General features: G+C 66.3%; 17 protein-coding genes and 1 tRNA gene. 16 read left to right on the forward strand and 2 right to left on the reverse strand.

Annotation, left to right across the window (positions count from 1 at the left end):
• Positions 1-208 precede the first annotated feature (208 nt).
• The 9 genes from BZG35_RS08540 to BZG35_RS08580 all read left to right on the forward strand — a co-directional run bounded on the left by BZG35_RS08540 (position 209) and on the right by BZG35_RS08580 (position 10,045).
• On the forward strand, positions 209-1,018 hold the full coding sequence (locus BZG35_RS08540; protein WP_077355262.1) for a PP2C family serine/threonine-protein phosphatase: 810 nt from the start codon (positions 209-211) through the stop codon (positions 1,016-1,018).
• A gap of 76 nt (positions 1,019-1,094) precedes the next feature.
• Positions 1,095-1,853 (forward strand): tonB-system energizer ExbB, encoded by a 759-nt coding sequence (exbB, locus tag BZG35_RS08545; protein WP_216351897.1) that lies wholly within the window; start codon positions 1,095-1,097, stop codon positions 1,851-1,853.
• A 39-nt stretch (positions 1,854-1,892) separates the two neighbouring features.
• On the forward strand, positions 1,893-2,339 hold the full coding sequence (gene exbD, locus BZG35_RS08550) for a TonB system transport protein ExbD (RefSeq protein ID WP_077355264.1): 447 nt from the start codon (positions 1,893-1,895) through the stop codon (positions 2,337-2,339).
• Between the two features lie 170 nt (positions 2,340-2,509).
• A complete protein-coding gene (locus tag BZG35_RS08555; protein ID WP_171981917.1) occupies positions 2,510-3,199 on the forward strand; it encodes an energy transducer TonB in 690 nt (229 codons plus the stop codon).
• A gap of 201 nt (positions 3,200-3,400) precedes the next feature.
• The gene (locus BZG35_RS08560) at positions 3,401-3,928 is read left to right on the forward strand and encodes an RNA polymerase sigma factor (RefSeq protein WP_077355266.1); all 528 of its coding nucleotides are present in this window, start codon (positions 3,401-3,403) and stop codon (positions 3,926-3,928) included.
• Between the two features lie 89 nt (positions 3,929-4,017).
• Complete coding sequence (locus BZG35_RS08565; RefSeq protein WP_077355267.1) at positions 4,018-5,088, forward strand: FecR domain-containing protein; 1,071 nt, start codon at positions 4,018-4,020, stop codon at positions 5,086-5,088.
• A gap of 169 nt (positions 5,089-5,257) precedes the next feature.
• Positions 5,258-5,875 (forward strand): RNA polymerase sigma factor, encoded by a 618-nt coding sequence (locus tag BZG35_RS08570; protein WP_077355268.1) that lies wholly within the window; start codon positions 5,258-5,260, stop codon positions 5,873-5,875.
• 63 nt (positions 5,876-5,938) lie between these two features.
• The gene (locus tag BZG35_RS08575) at positions 5,939-6,898 is read left to right on the forward strand and encodes a FecR domain-containing protein (RefSeq protein ID WP_077355269.1); all 960 of its coding nucleotides are present in this window, start codon (positions 5,939-5,941) and stop codon (positions 6,896-6,898) included.
• Between the two features lie 267 nt (positions 6,899-7,165).
• Entirely contained in the window at positions 7,166-10,045 is a 2,880-nt protein-coding gene (locus BZG35_RS08580; protein ID WP_171981918.1) for a TonB-dependent receptor, read from the forward strand.
• Positions 10,046-11,460: 1,415 nt separating this feature from the next.
• Here the strand turns inward: BZG35_RS08580 and BZG35_RS08585 are convergent.
• Positions 11,461-11,535 (reverse strand) — tRNA-Thr (locus BZG35_RS08585).
• Between the two features lie 95 nt (positions 11,536-11,630).
• Between BZG35_RS08585 and BZG35_RS17925 the strand changes: the two genes are divergently transcribed.
• The 7 genes from BZG35_RS17925 (at position 11,631) to BZG35_RS08620 (ending at position 17,376) form a co-directional block, all read left to right on the forward strand.
• A complete protein-coding gene (locus BZG35_RS17925) occupies positions 11,631-11,801 on the forward strand; it encodes a hypothetical protein (RefSeq protein ID WP_171981837.1) in 171 nt (56 codons plus the stop codon).
• A 117-nt stretch (positions 11,802-11,918) separates the two neighbouring features.
• Positions 11,919-13,223 (forward strand): UDP-N-acetylglucosamine 1-carboxyvinyltransferase, encoded by a 1,305-nt coding sequence (gene murA, locus BZG35_RS08595; protein ID WP_077355272.1) that lies wholly within the window; start codon positions 11,919-11,921, stop codon positions 13,221-13,223.
• Positions 13,213-13,710, forward strand: a complete 498-nt coding sequence (locus tag BZG35_RS08600) for a DUF2948 family protein (RefSeq protein WP_077355273.1) — start codon at positions 13,213-13,215, stop codon at positions 13,708-13,710. The genes murA and BZG35_RS08600 overlap by 11 nt, the downstream gene beginning before the upstream one ends.
• Complete coding sequence (locus BZG35_RS08605) at positions 13,707-14,171, forward strand: UPF0262 family protein (protein ID WP_077355274.1); 465 nt, start codon at positions 13,707-13,709, stop codon at positions 14,169-14,171. Before BZG35_RS08600 ends, BZG35_RS08605 begins: the two co-directional genes overlap by 4 nt.
• Before the next feature lie 155 nt (positions 14,172-14,326).
• Positions 14,327-14,953: a M23 family metallopeptidase gene (locus BZG35_RS08610; protein WP_077355275.1), complete on the forward strand. Its 627-nt coding sequence runs from the start codon at positions 14,327-14,329 to the stop codon at positions 14,951-14,953.
• A 75-nt stretch (positions 14,954-15,028) separates the two neighbouring features.
• Positions 15,029-15,994 carry an ABC transporter ATP-binding protein gene (locus tag BZG35_RS08615; RefSeq protein ID WP_077357973.1) on the forward strand — a complete coding sequence of 322 codons (966 nt, stop codon included), beginning with the start codon at positions 15,029-15,031 and terminating at the stop codon, positions 15,992-15,994.
• Positions 15,991-17,376: an ABC transporter permease gene (locus BZG35_RS08620; RefSeq protein ID WP_077355276.1), complete on the forward strand. Its 1,386-nt coding sequence runs from the start codon at positions 15,991-15,993 to the stop codon at positions 17,374-17,376. The genes BZG35_RS08615 and BZG35_RS08620 overlap by 4 nt, the downstream gene beginning before the upstream one ends.
• A gap of 229 nt (positions 17,377-17,605) precedes the next feature.
• Here BZG35_RS08620 and rpsU read toward each other — a convergent pair whose 3' ends face one another.
• Positions 17,606-17,845, reverse strand: coding sequence for a 30S ribosomal protein S21 (gene rpsU / locus BZG35_RS08625; protein ID WP_150126121.1), 240 nt, complete (start codon positions 17,843-17,845; stop codon positions 17,606-17,608).
• Between the last annotated feature and the right edge of the window lie 169 nt (positions 17,846-18,014).

Below are 18,014 nucleotides of genomic sequence, written 5' to 3' on the forward strand. Positions count from 1 at the left end.
GGTCGGGCCAATCCCCAAACCCGCATCAGCGGCTCGCCGATCCGGCGCGGCCGGACGTGACCCGCGATCGACCCTCGACGGTATCGGGCGAGCGACGTTCGTTTTTGCGCGATGCTCTGCCTTGATCGGGGTCGTCAGCGCGTTGCGGGCAAGACGATTCCCGTTCGTTCTCCTTCCAACGTTCACAAGCGCCGGAAGGGATTTCGACATGATCGTCAGCGCCTCGCCCCTGCCGCTCCGCACCGCCAGCCGCCGCGCCCGCTACGCGCTCGACATTCACGCCGACCAGGTCCAGGGCATGCGCCCGCGCCAGGAAGACGGCGCGCTGGTGCGCCGGGTGCGCGACGCTGTTCTCGTCGCCGTGGCCGACGGGGTCGGCGGTCATCCGGCCGGCGAGGAAGCGGCCGCATTGGCGCTCGATACCCTGGATCAGAATTTCCTTGTCCAGAACTTCGCGACCCCGCTTGAGGCCGGAGATTGGTTGGCGGCCGTGTTCAAGACGGCGCACGCGGCCGTGACGGCCTTCGGCAAGGGTTGGTCGGCCGACGGCAAACGGCCGTGCACGACGTTGACGGCCGCTGTCATCCTGCCGCGCAGCGGTGTTTTCGCCTATGCCTCGGCTGGAGACAGCCATCTCTATCGCTGCGACGGCAAGGCCGGGATCGCGCGCCTGACCACAGTACAGCAGGACGAAAAGGGCCGCCTGACCAGCTGCATTGGCGGAAAACGGCTCGTCATCGACGGCGCCGGCCAGCTCTACCTGATGCGTCCGGGCGAAACCCTGTTGTTCGCCACGGACGGGCTGGATGTCCTCAGTCTGCCGCTGGTCGCGGCCACCGTTGGCGACGCCCCGACCGCTTCGGCCGCCGCCGCCAAGCTGCTGGACCTGGTGGATCGCCGCGCCCATCCCAAACAGGACAACGCCAGTCTCGCCGTGGTCCGCGTTCGGCCTGCCCAGCCCGATGCGGTGGCCGCCCGCGACGCCGGCCTTGCGGGTCGCGCCGGGGCCGCCCGTTAATCCGGCAATCCATCGCCTGAGGCCAAGGGCGCGCGTCCTGGTCCGTCCCCTTCGTCCTATGTTCCGGAGCCTACGCGTGTTCATCGTTTCGACCTCGGCCGTCCCGACCCTCCCGGCCGCGCCAACGGCGCCGCTGGTCACTGCAGCTGTGGCGGAGGGCGGGGGCTCGGCCCTGGCCCCCGTCGTGCCAGAGAACTTGACCGTCTGGCGCATGTTCGCCGAGGCCGATCCCATCGTGCAGGCCGTGATGTTGCTGCTCGTCGCCGCTTCCCTCCTGACGTGGACCATTTGGATCGCCAAGTCGGGCGAACTGGCCAGCGCCAAGCGAGCCCTGAAGGCCGACCTCGCAACGCTGACGGAGGCCGATCGCCTGGCCGCCTTGAAGGCGGCGGGCCATGGACCGGTTGGGGACATGATCGCCGTGGCCCGCGCCGAGCTCGCCGCCGGGGCCGACGTGACGGGCCTCCAGGACCGTATCGAAGCTCGACTGCAGAGGATTGAGGTGGCGGCGGTTCAGAAGATGATGCGGGGCACCAATATCGTGGCCACCATCGCGTCGGCAGGCCCCTTCATCGGCCTGTTCGGTACCGTCTGGGGCATCATGAACGCCTTCATCGGTATCTCCCAGACCCAGACCACAAATCTGGCCGTCGTGGCGCCCGGCATCGCCGAAGCCCTGCTGGCGACGGCCCTGGGGCTCGTCGCCGCCATCCCGGCGGTCGTCATCTATAACGGCTTCGCCCGTTCGGTGGCCGACTACCGTCGTTTGGTCGGCGACGCTTCGACCCTCGTCGCGGTCCTGGTCAGCCGCCAGGTCGGGGCCGGTTCGCGTTGAACGGCTCCGCTTCTGTTCGCATAGCTTAGAAGGCCTCCCATGGCGCTCCGCCCCAGCTCCACCGATGACGAACTCGAGGTCACCCACGAGATCAACGTCACGCCCTTCATCGACGTCATGCTGGTGTTGTTGATCATCTTCATGATCGCGGCTCCGCTCGTAACGGTGGAGGTGCCGGTGGACCTGCCCATCTCCAGCGCCGAGGTTCAGCCTCGCGAACAGGAGCCGGTTTATCTGACCCTGCAGTCCGACCTGACGGTGTCGCTGAATGAATCCGTGCTCGACCGTGCCACCTTGGCGCGCGATCTCGACGCCCTGACCAAGGGTGACAAAGGGGCTCGCGTTTTCCTGCGCGCTGACAACAGCGTGGACTATGGCGACCTTATGAAGCTGATGGATGAGTTGCGCCAAGCCGGCTATCTCAAGGTCGCCCTGGTCGCCCTGCAGGACGATCCGGCCTCGAACGGGCCGGCACCGATCGCATGACCATCGTCTCGCCCTCTCCGCCGCGAAAGGCCGCACCGTCCGACGGGCGGCCCTGGGCCGGGACCGGAACGCGCCGCGGGGCCGCCGCGCCGCCGCCGCCGCCATCCCCCCCACCGCCGCCGTCCTCGAGCGAGAGACTTCGCTGGGCTTGGGCCTGCGTCGGATCTGTGGTGATCCACGGCGCTGTGGTCGGGGCCCTCCTGCTGGGACTCTTGGTGTTCGAAACCCCGGCCGCGTCGCCGCCGGCCGCCATTGTCATCGAGGTCTCGCTCGAGCCGTCCGCCCCGCCCTTGCCTGATCGCGAGACTCCACCGGGGCCCGAGCAGCAGGAGAGCGCGCCCAAGCCCAAACCCCAGCCCGACCGACTGCCGCCGATCCCGACCATCAGCCTGCCGGTCAAGGCGGCGGTGGTGCTGCCGGCGCGCCAGGAGCGGCCCGAGGAAGAACGGCCCGAGGACGAAGAGCGCGCTGAGGCCACCACGGCCCCAGCCGCCGTGCCCGCGCCGCCGTCTGAACAGGTGGCCGCCCCTGCGGTCGGCCGCTCGGCGGCCGCGCCCTCGAACGCCGAACAGGCCTGGGAGGCGCGCGTTCTGGCCCAGCTTGAACGCAACAAACGCTATCCCGCCGCCGCTCAACGCGCCGGTCAAGAGGATGTGGTCTATGTCCGGCTGACCTTGGACCGGTCGGGGCGCGTCCTCGACGCCCGGGTCCGCCGCAGCCGGGGCTATGCCGCCCTGGACGGCGAGGTTCTGGCCCTGGCTCGCCGCGCCAGCCCCTTGCCCGCCCCGCCCGCTGAAATCGAGGGCGACCGCATCACCCTGACCGTGCCGGTCGAGTTCTTCCTTAGTCGTCGGCGTTGAGCCAGGCGTTACGGTCCACAACGAGGACTCGGCGAACGGGTTCAACAGGGCGGCAGGGCGACAAAAAGTGAGCAAATCTGATCGGTTGCGGGCCTGGGCTTCGCGCAATCGTCACAAAACGCACGGTTGCCGCCTTGGGAGACCGATGGCACTTTAGGTCTCGCGCGGGGCGGCCGCGTCGAAGCTTGGCGAGCTGAACCGATGTCGGACGCGCTCACGCATGCGGAACTGGAGCAGGTCTTCATCCAGGCCCGCGCGGATCTGCAGCGCCGCATTCGCCATCGCGTCCGTTGCCCGGAGCGGGCCGCCGACCTCACACAGGATCTCTACTTCAAGCTGGTGCGTCTGGCCGACCGCCTGCCGAATGCGGTCGAGGCCAAACGCTATATGCTCCGCATGGCCGCCAACGCCGGCCTGGACGATGTCAAAAACAATCAGAACCGTGCCCGACTGCTCGAGGGGCTGGCCGTGCTTTACGAGCCGACCGTCGAAAGCCCGGAGACCCTGACCGGACGTCGTCAGGAGGTGCGCCACGTCGAGGCGGCCTTGGCCGAGCTCACCCCCCGCCGTCGAGACATGCTCCGTCGTAGCCGCATCCTCGGTGAAAGCTATGCCGAGATCGCTGCGGCCTGGGGCCTGTCGGTGCGGACGGTCGAACTCGAGATCGCGGCCGCCCTGCGTCACGCTCGGGACCGCGTTCGTCCTGAGGCGGCGTCGGACGCGGGCTGACCGTTCGCTCGGCCCCGGCCGAATCGCGCCAGGCTCGATCGCATTATCCCGGCTTTGCGGCCCATAGCTGTTTCAACCGTTAGGGCGACATGACCGAGCAAGATCCGCCCGTCGCTTCTGACGAGGACCTCGATGACGTCGCGCTCGCCTGGGTCGCGCGATTGACCTCCGGTGAGGCCGATGCTCACGAGCGCGCGACCTTCGTCGCCTGGCGCGACGCCGATCCCCGACATGCCGCCGCGCTGGTCCGCGCGCGCGACCTTTGGACCGCGATCGGGCCCGAACTCGACAAGCCCCCCCAACCGTGGGCCCGTCCCGGCCAGACGCCCCGCGCGGCGGCGGGGCAAAGGGACAGGCCGCTCGGCCTACGCGCCCAGTTCACGCCGGGACCGGATGGAGCGCGGCGTGTACGGCTCCGCGGTTCGCTTGTCGCCCAGGCCGGGCGCGCGATCACCCATCGAATCGGTCCTCGCGGTGCCACCGTCGCGGCCTCGCTGTTTGCCTTGGCGATCATGGCCGGGGTCAGCAACCTCACGCCCTTCGCGGACCTGTCCACGGGCGGAGGGGAGCGCGCAATCGAGACCCTCGCCGACGGCTCGACGGTGACGCTCGGACCCGATACCGCCTTGGACGTCGAAATCGGCGCTGACGGCGTCCGGCGGGTCCGATTGGACCGCGGCGAGGCCCTGTTTGACGTGATCCACGACCCCGCCCGGCCGTTTCTGGTTCAGTCCGGCGCAGGCGAAGTGCGTGTACTCGGGACCGCTTTCGGTGTGCGCAAGACCGGAGGGATGACCCAGGTCACCGTCATCCGGGGCCGCGTCGAGGTGCGTTCCGGCACCAGCACGCGCATTCTTACCCCCGATCGCAGCGTGGTTTATGGGGTGACATCTTTGGGGGGGGTGCGGGCGGTGGATGCGTCCACGGCCCTCGCCTGGACGCGCGGCCGGCTGGTGTTCGAGAACCAGAGCGTCGCCGATGTGGTGGCCGAGCTCGACCGGTTCTCGGACAAGAAAATCGTGCTGCTCAATCGCCGGGCCGGGGCCAAACGGATCAACGCCGTGATCGATTTAACCCGCACCGAGCAGTGGCTCGCCGCTCTGGAGCGCTCCGAGAATGTCTCGGTCTCGCATTTTCCGGGTCTCATCGTCGTACGCTGATCCGCGGTGACGCGAATCAAACGGCCCACGTATTCTCGGCAGTCCGGATTGCACGAGCGGTGAGGGCCCCTGTCGCTACATTGGCCGTGGCGAAGACATCGGGTCTGCGCGTGTTGCGGTCCGGTCGACCGCCACCCGTTAAGCCGTTTGGGACGGAAAGGGCGACGGGATGACCGGCGAACCGGCGGAACGCGGCGAAGACGACGGGGAGGCGGAGGCGACGTCACGCCCGACGGCCGACCTGATCGTCTTCCCCGTCATCCCCCGCTCCGCCGCATGCGCTCCGAGCCAAACCGCGCATTCAACATTAGCGACCGCCGCCGCCGACCACGGGCCCGAGCTCACCCGCTGGCTGCGCGGCCGGGTGCGAGATCCGGACGCGGCCGAGGATCTGCGCCAGGAGGTCTTCCTGCGCGTCGCCCGCCAGCCGCCCGGCATCGCTGACTGGCGCGCCTATCTGTTCCGCGTCGCCCGCAGCGTCCTCGCCGATCGCGGCCGCGCCCGCAGAACCGCCCCCCAGGTTCAAGGACTCGACGCCGCCGCCGATCGTGCCTGCGAGGCCCCCGGCGCGGTCCAGCAAATGATCGACGCCGAGCGGCTGGCCAAGCTCCGGCGCGCCGTGGCCGATCTGCCGGGCGTCCAGCGCCAGGCTCTGATTTGGGCCCGGATCGAGGGCCTACCGCTACGGATCATCGGCGAGCGGCTGGGAGTGTCGGAATCCATGGCCTGCCGCTATCTCAACCAGGCCCTGAAAACCTGCCAGGATCGCCTCGACGGTTCAGAATGAGCCGGTGTTCACGTCTTCTGCGCATGCGTCCTGTTCTGGCCCATGCCGCCTTCGTCCTAATCCATGTCCTCTGACGACCCGTCCGCTGCCCTTGATGACGCCGCCCGAGAGCGCGTGGTGCGCCTCCATGCCGGCGAACCCACCCTACGTGAGCGGACCGCCATCCTCAGCTGGCGCGCCGAGGATCCCGCTCATGAGGCCGCCTTCCAGGCCGCGGAACGTTTATGGTTGGATCTGGGGGCTGTGCGCGCCGCCGCCGACGCACCGGCCGCCCCTGTCACCCCGCCCGCTCGTCGTCGCGCGCCTCGGCGAGCCACACTGGCGGCCTGCGCCGCCGGCCTCGCGGCTGTTCTCGGTTTGGGCCTGTCGTTTCAGCCCGCCGGGGGTTGGGGCGTGGCCTTTGCCGACGTCCGCACTGCGCCAGGGGAACAACGCTCGATTATGCTGGGCGACGGCACCGTTGTGCATCTGAACGGGGCCACCGCGCTGGACTATCGGTTTGAGGGCGGTCGTCGCTCCGTGACCTTGCTCAGCGGCGAGGCAGTGTTCGCCGTGGCGCACGACGCGAGCCGCCCCTTCACGGTCGCCGCGGCCGACACCCGCGTCCGCGTGGTCGGCACCGTCTTTCAGGTCTCGCGCGCCGGCGACCGGGTGTCGTTGGAGGTTCTCGAAGGTCTTGTGCTGGCGGGAGCGGGCGATGCCGATACCGCCGCCCTACGACCCGGCCAAGGTCGCGCCTGGGCAGGCCGTCGGGGGTCCCGCGTCGTCCCTGTTCGGATCGAAGAAGCCACGGCTTGGCGGCGCGGCCGCCTGATCTATCGCAACGCCTCGCTTCAGGCTGTGGCGGACGACCTCGCCCGGCTCTCGGGCGATCGCGTCTGGGTTCTGGGTGCGGTGGCCAAACGCCAGCGGGTCACCGCCGTCTTCGATAACCGCGCTCCCGACCGGGTCTTTGCTCATCTCGAGGACACCCTCCCGGTCGAAGTCACCCAACCGCTTCCCGGCCTCGTCATCATCCGCTGATTGTCGGCTGTCGACTCGGCTGGATGGGGACCGCACTCGTGCGACGCAGCGGCAGTCTTCCGCCGCTACCGAGTCGGGACAGGTCATGCGGAGGCGGCCGGAGCGGGTAGGCGGGTAAGGCGTCGTTTGCGAGGGCCGCAGCACCGTAAGAGCGGTAAACCCGCCACAGGTCCCGGCCTTCACAAAGGTTTCATGCAGCCGCGGTTCAGACGTCCCTGGCCGCTCCGTCTTCCTTCACAGACCATCACCGTCTGGGGGACGAAACCGATGACCACCACCTTGCGCCTGCGCCTCGCCTGTTCCGCTGCCGCAGCGGCTCTCCTGCTCTCTCCGGCTGCCGTCGCCGCCCAAGCCCCGTCCAGCCAAGCCCAGTCGACTTACGAGCTGGCCATTCCGGCGGGTCCGCTGGAGAACTCCCTCGTCCGTTTCGCCGAAGTCACCGGTGTCCAATTGGTGTATTCCGCTGACGTCACGCAAGGGCGTCGCGGCCAGGCTGTTTCGGGCCGGCTTGACGCCGCGACTGGCCTGTCGCGGCTCCTGGCAGGGACTGGTCTGACCTATCGCTTCGTTGATGATCGCACCGTGACGATCGAGCCGGCGGTGGAGGGAAGCGTCGAGGGAGAGCGGGTGCTCGGCCCGGTGCGGATCGAGGGCGCGCAGAGTGACGGAGCGTTCGGTAGGGCCGGTCAGGCGGCAGGGGTGAACGGCGTTAACGGCTCGCGTGATATTACCGCGACGGAGGGGACGGGTAGCTTTACGAGCGGGGCGCTGACGATCGGATCGAAAGCGCCGCGTAGCATATTAGAGACGCCGCAGTCGGTAAGCGTGATCACTAGCGAGCGGCTGGAGCAGCAGAACATCAACGATTTTAATCAGGCGCTGCAGCAAGCACCGGGGATCTCATTCGCGCAAGGTGTAACAAATCTCGACACCACTTTTTATTCTCGCGGTTTTGAAGTGACGAGTATTCAGATCGACGGTGGTGCGCCGATTACCACACGTTTCGGGGTGGGAGCCTTCAGAGAAGGCAACGCCGGCTTCTTCCCACAGATTGACATATCTCAATACGATCATGTCGAAATTCTTCGTGGTGCCGCCGGTCTTTTCAACGGCTATGGCGACCCGTCCGGTACCGTGAACCTAGTCCGGAAAAGACCCCTCGATCGCCGACAGGTAACTTTGGAGGCGGAGATGGGTAGTTGGAGTCACTATCGCGCCGTTATCGATGCAACAGCGCCGCTTGCCATTGATGGCAGGCTGCGTGGCCGGATGGTAATGACGTGGCAGAGCAACGACCATTTCTATGACGTCGCGAGCGATCAAAAAGCCCTAGTCTACGGAGTCGTCGAGTACGATCTGGCTCCGACGACTCTGGTTACTCTCGGTGCGAGTTATACGGACCAGGACAGTGTACCTTGGTACAACGGTCTCCCCCGTTATCAGACGGGCGCTACTCTGGGGTTGCCCCGTGAGATTGGGTTGGTTTTTCCGTGGAATAGCTGGGATTTAACAACAACCGAACTATTTGGTTCCATTGAGCAGAGTATCAGCCCCAACTGGATTGCGAAGCTAAACGTAACCTCGAATCAACAAACTAGCGCGCGCAAAGTCGGCTTTAATCTACTCACGGTCAATCCGCTAGATGGCCGCGGCCCGCGCCTGTTCGGCCAATATCGCGAATTCGACAGCGATCAACTATCCGTTGAGGCGTCTCTCGTCGGGGAGTTTAATCTTTTTGGGCAGCGTCAAGAAGTAACGTTGGGTGTCAACCGAAGTGACCAGGACGCCGGAGGACAAACCGAATTCGCGGCGCTCGTCACCAGTTCTTCCACAGCGCCATATCAGCCCTACCTCGGGGGTCCACTATTTTGCACCTCGCCTGCCATATGTCCGAATACAAGAATCGCGACACCTCCGATCAACGTCTTCGACTTCGACCCCTTTGACCCACTTTATACGGAGCCGCGAAATCCCCTTCCGACTCGCCGCTGGTCAGAGCTCGGACAGGTGCGGACTTTAGCCTATGCAAATTTTCGCCTAACTGCCTTTGACAGATGGCACGTCGAGACGGGCCTGCGCTGGAGCCGCCAAGAGTTCAACAATTCCGAAGTCCAGCTCTGCACCAACACAGTGACACCAGCGGCTTGCGTTGGCGGCCAGGTTGGCACGGCCCACAGCCCCTTTCGGTCGACATATAGCGGCCAGGAATTCTCTTGGCCACCCTCCGTTGCTCTTTCCTACGACGCTACACCAGAAGTAACTTTGCATTTGGGGTATACTGACATATATCAAGATCAGTCTGACACGCTGGATGGCGATCTGAAGCCTTTAGAGCCGGTTACTGGAGAAAATATAGAACTTGGCGTTAAATGGTCCCGCGCGGACGGTAGAATCAATAGTGCGCTTTCTGTTTATTGGATTGAGAAGAGCGGCTTTGGCGTTACAGAACCGGATATATTTGATCGAATCAGGTTGAACTCCGATGGATCAGTTTACTTTGATCCGGATGGTACGTACTATTTTCTTGCCAATGACGGAACTGCATTGCCATACGGCCGGGTTGATGCATATCGAAGCTGTTGCTATGTACAGAGAGATGATCAGACCGTATTAGTTTCTGGCCTTGATGCGGAACTAACAGGAGAGATTGCGCCCGGATGGCAGGTCGCGGCCAGTTACACGTTCAGCGAGACTGAGCTTAGTGGAGCTTTCTACGGATTAGAAGAGGGCCGGCCGTCGCTGAGCATTCAGCCACAGCATCTTTACAAGCTCTGGACAAGCTACGATTTTAGGAGTGGAGGCTTTACGAGTTGGCTTGCCGGCCTGAGGCTGTCTATCGGCATTAACGGTCAGTCTGAAGGATTTAGGTCGGGATCTGTTTGTCCCGACGATGACGTAGCGCCACCTAATGCATTTACTGGGCTCTCGTCCTGTCTGGTGGATTCGGTACCTTTCGAGTTCGCGGTCGAGCCTTATACCATTGTGTCCGGCCGCGTCGACTACAGGCTGAACGATCTCTGGTCAGCTGCGCTCAATATTGAGAATATTTTTGACGAGACATACTACCAGTCGGTTGGAGACGTTACTGGAGGCAACTGGTACGGCCCCCCCCGCCGGTTGACGCTTAGCCTACGTAGCAGGTGGTAATCGCCTTCGGGGCCGGGACTAGCCTGCCGTGCCTCATGGGCGGTGTTTCCGGAGGTTTCCTCCGACTGAGGCTGCCGCGCCTTTGAAGCTGAGTTACGCGAAGGTGTTCCGGCCCTCGTTGGTAGGTCACCACACGATGACTATGCCGCGCTAGAGGCGTGATTTTCGATTGAGTGCTTCCATAGCGGCACCCGTTTGCGGCGACTTTGGCTGGAGAGTGACAATCGTCAGAAGCGCTGCGCGACATTTCCTCCTTAGATCGACAAAGCGCTAAGGGCTCCGCCCTAGCGCAGGCCAACGTGAAGCGGCTCCGCCGCCGGACCAGCCGGTCTCCCCGGCCTTCCGTGCCGGCGAGGGGTTAAACAACAGTCGGGATCGTCGGGCGTGTGCAGGCCGGGCGATCCCCCCGGCCGGTCAGCCCGGGGCCAACAGACGTTCCTATCCGACCCCTTGGTCCACTGGGGCGGAGCGGGTCCTTCCGCGTTGCCCCTCTTCGGCGCCTAGGGGAGGGATGGATACAGGAGGCTTCGAACAGGTCGATTTGGCAAGGTTAACAGATCGGTGATTTTCCCGCTGGGCTTCGAAGCCAACGTGGCTTGTCTGGTGCGACAGATGAGAGCTCCCCAGTCGCTGACCGGCGAGGCCCCCTTCGACCAAGGTGGGCCTATCGGGGTGCCGGATTCTGGGCGGACGACGATGGCGGACCCCTTTATTCCACCCGACCCTCCGGTCGTGCCCAATCGTGTGGGTCCACGATGGGCCGGACGCGCTGGACTGGTATGTCCGCGCTCTGGCCGCGACGGTCTTCCTGCGTCACGACGAGACCGATGGGCGCTTGGGCCATGGAACGCTTGCGATCAACGCTGGCACGATCTATCTAGCCGACAGTTCCCGGAGCGTCGGGACGGGATCGGCACGCGCTCACCCCACAGCCTGAGCGGCAGCAGCGTCAATATCGCCCTGGCTGTCGATGACGTTGATGCCTGGATGGCGCGCGGCAGCGCCGAAGGGGGCTGTCACGATCCGGACGGCCGCCGACGATTTCTAGGGCCGCCATGGTAAGATGACCGATCACTTCGGACACGTCTGGTCCTTCCTAGGGCCCAAGATCGGCGGTTAGCGAACCCGTCCCGACATCGCCCGTGCCTGACGCCGGCGACCATTCCGCCTCCTTCCTCAGCGGGCCTGTGCGCTTGGCGTATCCAACGCGCCGCGCCAAGCCCTACGTCTGCCTGGGCAATCGAGTCGCGAAGCCGGTCACGAACCGCCCTAGGCCGACCCGAAGAGGTCGTGGAAGCTCGACGAAACCCACCGTCTGGTCACGTTTATGCGACCTGTTTCACCCTCGCGCGCTTACTATACGCTTACTAGAGGGTGTAGTGCCCCGAAGGGCTTCAGCTAAGTCATTGATTTGATGGTGCCGCCGGGGGGAATCGAACCCACGACCTCAGCCTTACCAAGGATGCGCTCTACCACTGAGCTACGGCGGCCTTTTCTGAGGAAGCGGCCGTATAGCCACTGGATGGGCGGGGGGGAAGCCCTCTTTCCGCTTGCCGATCAAGTTTTCCCCGTGCTGACTGCGTTCATGACCAAGCCGCCCGAGTCGATCATCTCCGAACCGATGCTCCCCGAGGCCGTGGCGGCGAAGACGCCGGAACAGATCGCCAAGGGCGAACGGGCGGTTCGCCTGGCCAAGGCGCTGCGGGACAATCTGCGCCGACGCAAGGCTGTCCGGCCCGAACGTCGGGACAGTTGAGCCGGCCGCGGCGAACACATTTGGCGACAGTCGCCTGTGGCCCTTTCGCCGCAGGCCCTCGCCGGGCTAGATAGCCGGCTCGCCGGGACGCTCGATCCCCGCGGTCTCAAGGACGACATGGACAGTATCACGGTTCACGGGGGTCAGACCCTCCACGGTTCGATTCCCGTCAGCGGGGCCAAGAACTCGGCGATCAAGCTGATGGCGGCCTCGATCCTGACCGATCAGCCTTTGCTGCTGACCAATATGCCGCGTCTGGCGGACACCAAATTCCTCGGTCGGCTGCTGCAGCAATTCGGGATGACCGTGACCGAGCGCGACGGCGCGGACGGGCAGGAGACCCTGTTCGACGCCGGCGAGATCACCTCGACCTTCGCGCCCTATGACCTGGTGCGGCAGATGCGGGCCAGTTTCAACGTGCTGGGGCCGCTGCTGGCGCGGACCGGCCATGCCAAGGTCTCCCTGCCGGGCGGCTGCACGATCGGGGCCCGTCCGGTCGATCTGCACATCGACGCCCTGACGCGCCTCGGGGCCGTGATCGAACTTCAGGAGGGCTATGTGTCGGCGACGGCGCCCACCGGCCTGCGCGGCGCCGAAATCGAGTTTCCCTTCGTCTCCGTGGGGGCCACCGAGCACACGTTGATGGCCGCCGTGCTGGCGCGCGGCACCACGGTGCTGAAGCGGGCCGCCCGTGAGCCCGAGATCGGCGACCTGGCGCGCTGCCTGGTCATGATGGGGGCAAGGATCGAGGGCATCGACACCGACACCCTGGTCATCGAAGGCGTGACCTCGCTGAGCGGCGGCGAATGGTCCGTGATTCCGGACCGGATCGAGATGGGCTCGTATGCGGTTGCGGCCGCCATGGCCGGGGGCGAGGTGCGGCTGACCAAGGGCCGGGCCGAGTTGATCCAGAGCCTGACGGATCGCATGGTCGAGGCCGGGGTCGAGATCACGCCGACCGACGACGGCGTCATCGTCAAGCGCGACCCGGCGCAAAGGCTCAAGGCCGTGAACGTGGCGACCGAGGTCTATCCGGGTTTCGCCACCGATCTGCAGGCCCAGTTCATGGCCCTGATGACGACCGCCGACGGGGTCAGCGTCATCCACGAGAACATCTTCGAGAACCGTTTCATGCACGCGCCCGAGCTGATGCGGCTGGGGGCCGAGATCGCGGTCCACGCCGGCGAGGCACATGTGACGGGGGTCGAACGCCTGAAGGGCGCGCCGGTCATGGCGACCGATCTGCGCGCGTCTGTCAGCCTGGTGATCGCCGGCCTGGTCGCGGAGGGTGAAACCAGCGTCGGACGCGTCTATCATCTGGATCGCGGCTTCGAACGGCTCGAGGAAAAGCTCGGGGCGTGCGGGGCCGACATCCGGCGGGTCAAGGGCCCGGCTGTCGAAGGACCGGGCGATGACCATTGAGGCGCTGACGGCGGAAGAGGGCGAGGCGATCCGGGCCGCCGGGGGCAGTAACGCGCCCCTGCGGTTGCTGGCCGAGGACGATCACGACCTGGCCGTCATCTCCGCCGCGCTCCAGGACTCCATCCTGCGCCCCGCCGACATCGTCTGGGAGAAGGGCGCGCGCCGCCTGACCATCGAACTCAACCGCTTCTGCTGGGAATGCGGCGGCACCTTGGTGCGGGCCGCCATGCAGTTCGGCGACGTCGAGGCGGTCAAGAGCCGGGGCCTGCCGCGCCTGCCGGACGCGCCCCTGGAACTGCTGGCGATCCATTTCATCGAGGGCGAGGCGCCCAGCGGCAAGGTCATCCTGATGTTCGCGGGCGGCGGCGACCTGCGGGTCGATGTCGAATGTCTGGACGCCGTCGTGGCGGACCTGTCGGAACGGTGGCAGGCCAAGGTCATGCCGACCCATCTTGACGGACCGGTTCTCGACGGGATGGGCGAATGAGCGAACAGCGCCTGGCGGCGGTCGAGCTGGACGAGACGACCTTGCCGTCGGCCACGGCGGAGATCGAGCACGAGCGTCGCGTCGCCATTTTCGACCTGGTCGAGAAGAATCATTTCGCCCCCGACGGCGCCGACGCCGGCCCCTATGGGCTGAAGCTGTCGCTGCAGGACAATCGCCTGGTGTTCGACCTCAGCGGCATCGATTTCGTCCGCACCTATGCCCTGTCGCTGACGCCGCTGAAGAGCGTGCTGAAGGACTATCTGATGATCTGCGACAGCTATTACGAGGCGCTGCGCGGATCGTCGGCCAGCCAGATCGAGGCGGTCGACATGGGGCGGCGCGGTCTGCACAACGAGGGGGCCGAGCTGCTGAGAGCCCGGCTGCAGGGGAAGGTCGAGATCGATCACGAGACCGCCCGTCGGCTCTTCACCCTGGTCTGCGCGCTGTACCGTCGCGGCTGAATCGGTTCCCGGGTGCGGCGACCCGCCGCGCCCCGCGCCCCAAAGTGGCCCCACGAAGTCTTAGGAATGCCGGTTCGCCGGTGGCGGTCGCCCTGTCAGGGCCGAGCCGCTACCGATCCCATGCTTTAGAAAAGCGCTGCCCGAGCCAAGACTTCATGAGCCGACTGCCGCCCGCCCTGCGAACCCTGCTGCTCCATTCCGGCCAGACCGGTGCCCTGATCGGCATGGCCGTCCTGGCGATGGCCATGGCCCCGGTGACGCAGCCGCCGGATGCGGAGCCGGCGGCGCCGGAGGATGTGCCGGTGATCGCGGTGGCGGTTCCCGCAGGGCCCGTGATGCGCTCGATGACCTTCGGCGAGCCGGTGCCCGGCTTCGACATCAACTCCCGCTTCGGCATGCGGCGGCTGGGCGGCGAGCCCGGGGTGCGGATGCACAAGGGGGTCGACATCGCCGCCCCCAGTGGCACGACCGTCTTCGCGGCGGCCGAGGGCGAAGTCGTCCGCATCGGCCATGATCCCGCCGGCTACGGCAACTTCATCGAGATGCGCCATCCTAACGGCATGACGACGCTCTATGCTCATCTGAAGCGTATCGACGTGGCGTCGGGCGATCGGATCGCCGGCCGCGAGCGGATCGGTCTGGTCGGTTCGACCGGATATTCGACCGGGCCGCACCTGCATTTCGAGATTCGCCGGGGCGGCTCCCAGGTCAATCCGGCCCGGGTGTTGGGCCAGGTCTTTCGCGTCGCGGTCGAGGGCCCGGGCCTGGCCGCCGCTTCTTGAATCTGTCGTCGAATACAGTTTGAGCGGCGGTGCCGCTTTGCTACCTCTTGACCCATGTCAGGCTCGGGGGTGCAGATGGCGGCTTTGGTCCTGGACGGCATCAGCAAGCGCTATGGCCAGTTCCAGGCGGTGCGGGATCTGAGCTTTCAGGTTCAGAAAGGCACCATCTGCGGCTTCCTGGGCCCGAATGGCGCGGGCAAGACCTCGACCCTGCGCATGATCCTGGGGCTGCAGCCGGCCACCAGCGGGACGATCTCGATCCTGGGTGCCTCGGACGGTCGCGCGGTCCGGGACCGCATCGGGTTCCTGCCGGAGGAGCGCGGCCTCTACAAGAAGATGACGCCCGTCGACGCGATCGCCTTCTTCGGCTCGCTGAAGGGGCTGTCGGCCGGGGAGGGGCGCAGGCGCGCCCGCGAGATGCTGGAGGCCCAGGGCCTGGGCGGCGCGCGCGACAAGAAGATGAAGGAGCTGTCCAAGGGGATGGCCCAGAAGGTCCAGCTGATCGCCGCGGTGGTGCATCGGCCGGAGTTCGTCATTCTGGACGAGCCGTTCAGCGGGCTGGACCCGGTCAACCAGCAGGGTCTGGAGACGGTGATCCGCGACCTGGCGGCCAATGGCGCGACCGTCCTGTTCTCGACCCATGTGATGCAGCATGCCGAGCGGCTGTGCGACCAGGTCGTCCTGGTGGCGCGGGGCCGGAAGGCCTTCGACGGCACCGTCAATGAGGCGCGGGCGACGTCGCGCCGCTTTCTCGAGCTGGAGGGCGAGATCGCGGCGGAGGCCGTCGCCGACCTGCCGGGCGTCAACGATGTCGAGGTCCGGTCCCATCAGGCCGGGATCCGTGTGCTCAAGGCCGCGCTGGCCCCCGGCGCCAACGGCCAGGACGCCCTGAAGGCCGCCTTCGTCACCGGACTGGACGTGCGCCGGTTCGAGCTGAAGGAACCGACCCTGCACGACGCCTTCATCGACCTGACGGGCGACCACCCGGATCAGGACCAGAGCGTCGCCCGGCCCGCCGCCGATCCGGAGACCGTCCGATGAACCGCGTCCTGCTGATCGCGCGCCGCGAGTTCCTGGCCTATGCCCAGACCGTGGGCTTCTGGCTGTCGCTGTTGGCCCTGCCGTTGTTCGCAGTGCTGGGCGGTGCCCTGCCGCTGCTGATGCAGGGGGCCGATCCCGTCCGGGCCGTGGTCCTGATCGAGGAGACGCCGGCGGCGTCGGGCCTCGCCGAGGCCGTGCGGCAGACCCTGGCTGAGGAGGGCCAGCGTCGGGCGGACGAAGTTCGTCAGGCGACGGAGCAGGCGGCCGCCTCGGCCGGAGCGCCTCCGGGGGCTGCAGACGGCGCGCTCGCCTCCATCAGCCAGCCGCGACTGCGCTTTGTCGCCACGTCCTCCGACCTGTCCACGGCTGCCGCTGGGCCCGCCCGCGACGCCGTGGCGCGGCGCCTGCTGAGCGACGGGACCCCCCCGGCCGACCGGCCCGACGCGGTGGTCTTCCTGACCCGCGAACAGGGCGTGCCCGCTGCCCGCGTCTGGTCGGCGCGCGCCTCCGACGACACGGTGCGGGATTTCATCAGGACTGCCCTGAAGGACGCCAACCGCGAGGCGGTGCTGCGGGCCGCCGGCATCGATGCCGGTGTGGTCGACGCGACCGAGGCCTTCGAACCCCGGATCGCGGTCTTCTCGCCGAGGTCCGCGAGCGGGGGCGAGGTGTCGTTCCGCGATCGGCTGCCGGGCTTCATCGGCCTGGCCATGTGTTTCATCCTGTGGTCGCTGATCATCACGGGGGCCTCGATCCTGCTGAACAGCGTGATGGAGGAGAAGTCGAACAAGATTCTCGAGGTGTTGCTGTCCTCGGCCTCGGCGACCGAGATCCTGACGGGCAAGGTGCTGGGCGTCGCTCTGCTGACCCTCACGGTCCTGGTCGTCTGGGGCGGGATCGGGGCGTTCGCCCTGATCACGGCGGCCCCCGACATCGCGGCCGACGTCGGCTCGGTGCTGATGCGGAACGGTCTGATCTTCTATTTCGCGGCCTATATCGTCGGCGGCTACCTGATGTACGCCGTCCTGTTCGCCGCCATCGGGGCCTTTTGCGAGACGCCGCGCGACGCCCAGACCTTGATGGGGCCGATCATGATGGTGCTGGTGATCCCGATCCTGGTCGTCCAGATGTCGCTGGTGAACCCTGACGCCGCCGTGGTCCGGTTCATGTCCTGGGTGCCCTTCTTCACCCCCTTCCTGATGAGCGCCCGGGCCCCGTCCGAGCCGCCCCTGATCGAGGTGATCGGTACCATGGCGGGCATGTTCGCCATGGCCCTGCTGATGGTCTGGCTGGCCGGACGGGCGTTCCGGGCCGGCGCACTGTCGGACGTCAAGCTGAGCTGGAAGAGCTTCGCCGCAGCGATGGGGGGCGGGGGGCGGTGAGGTTCGTTTCCTTCTCCCCTTGCGGGAGAAGGTGGCCGAGCGAAGCGAGGTCGGATGAGGGGTGACTCCCGGTCGGGCCGATGGGCGTCTGCTCGCCTGAACCTGTCTGCGTCTTCGTACCCCTCATCCGCCCCTTCGGGGCACCTTCTCCCGCAAGGGGAGAAGGGAAACGAAAAAGGCCGCCCCGGGTGTCCGGGGCGGCCTTTGAAATCTTCGTATTCGCTGCCGATCAGGCGCGCGGGACGCGGGGCTTGGGCGGCGGCAGCAGGCCTTCGCGCTGCATGCGCTTGCGGGCCAGCTTGCGGGCGCGGCGGATCGCCTCGGCCTTTTGACGCGCGCGCTTCTCCGAGGGCTTCTCGTAATGCACGTGGCGCTTCATTTCCCGGAAGCTGCCTTCGCGTTGCATCTTCTTCTTGAGGGCTTTGAGGGCTTGATCGACGTTATTATCGCGAACGAAAATCTGTACCAGGTTGAACTCTCCTTTGGCTGCCCGCCGCGTCCTGTAGAGGCGGGCAGACAAATAAAATAGCTTCCCGCGGGCGACAGCCCGGCGAGCGAAGGCGTGCGGATACACCAAGCCCCGCCATCTGTCCAGATCGTCGCGTCCCGGATCGCGCTGTCGCGCGTCCGGGATGACA

This window comes from Brevundimonas sp. LM2, from assembly GCF_002002865.1.
Lineage (GTDB): Bacteria > Pseudomonadota > Alphaproteobacteria > Caulobacterales > Caulobacteraceae > Brevundimonas.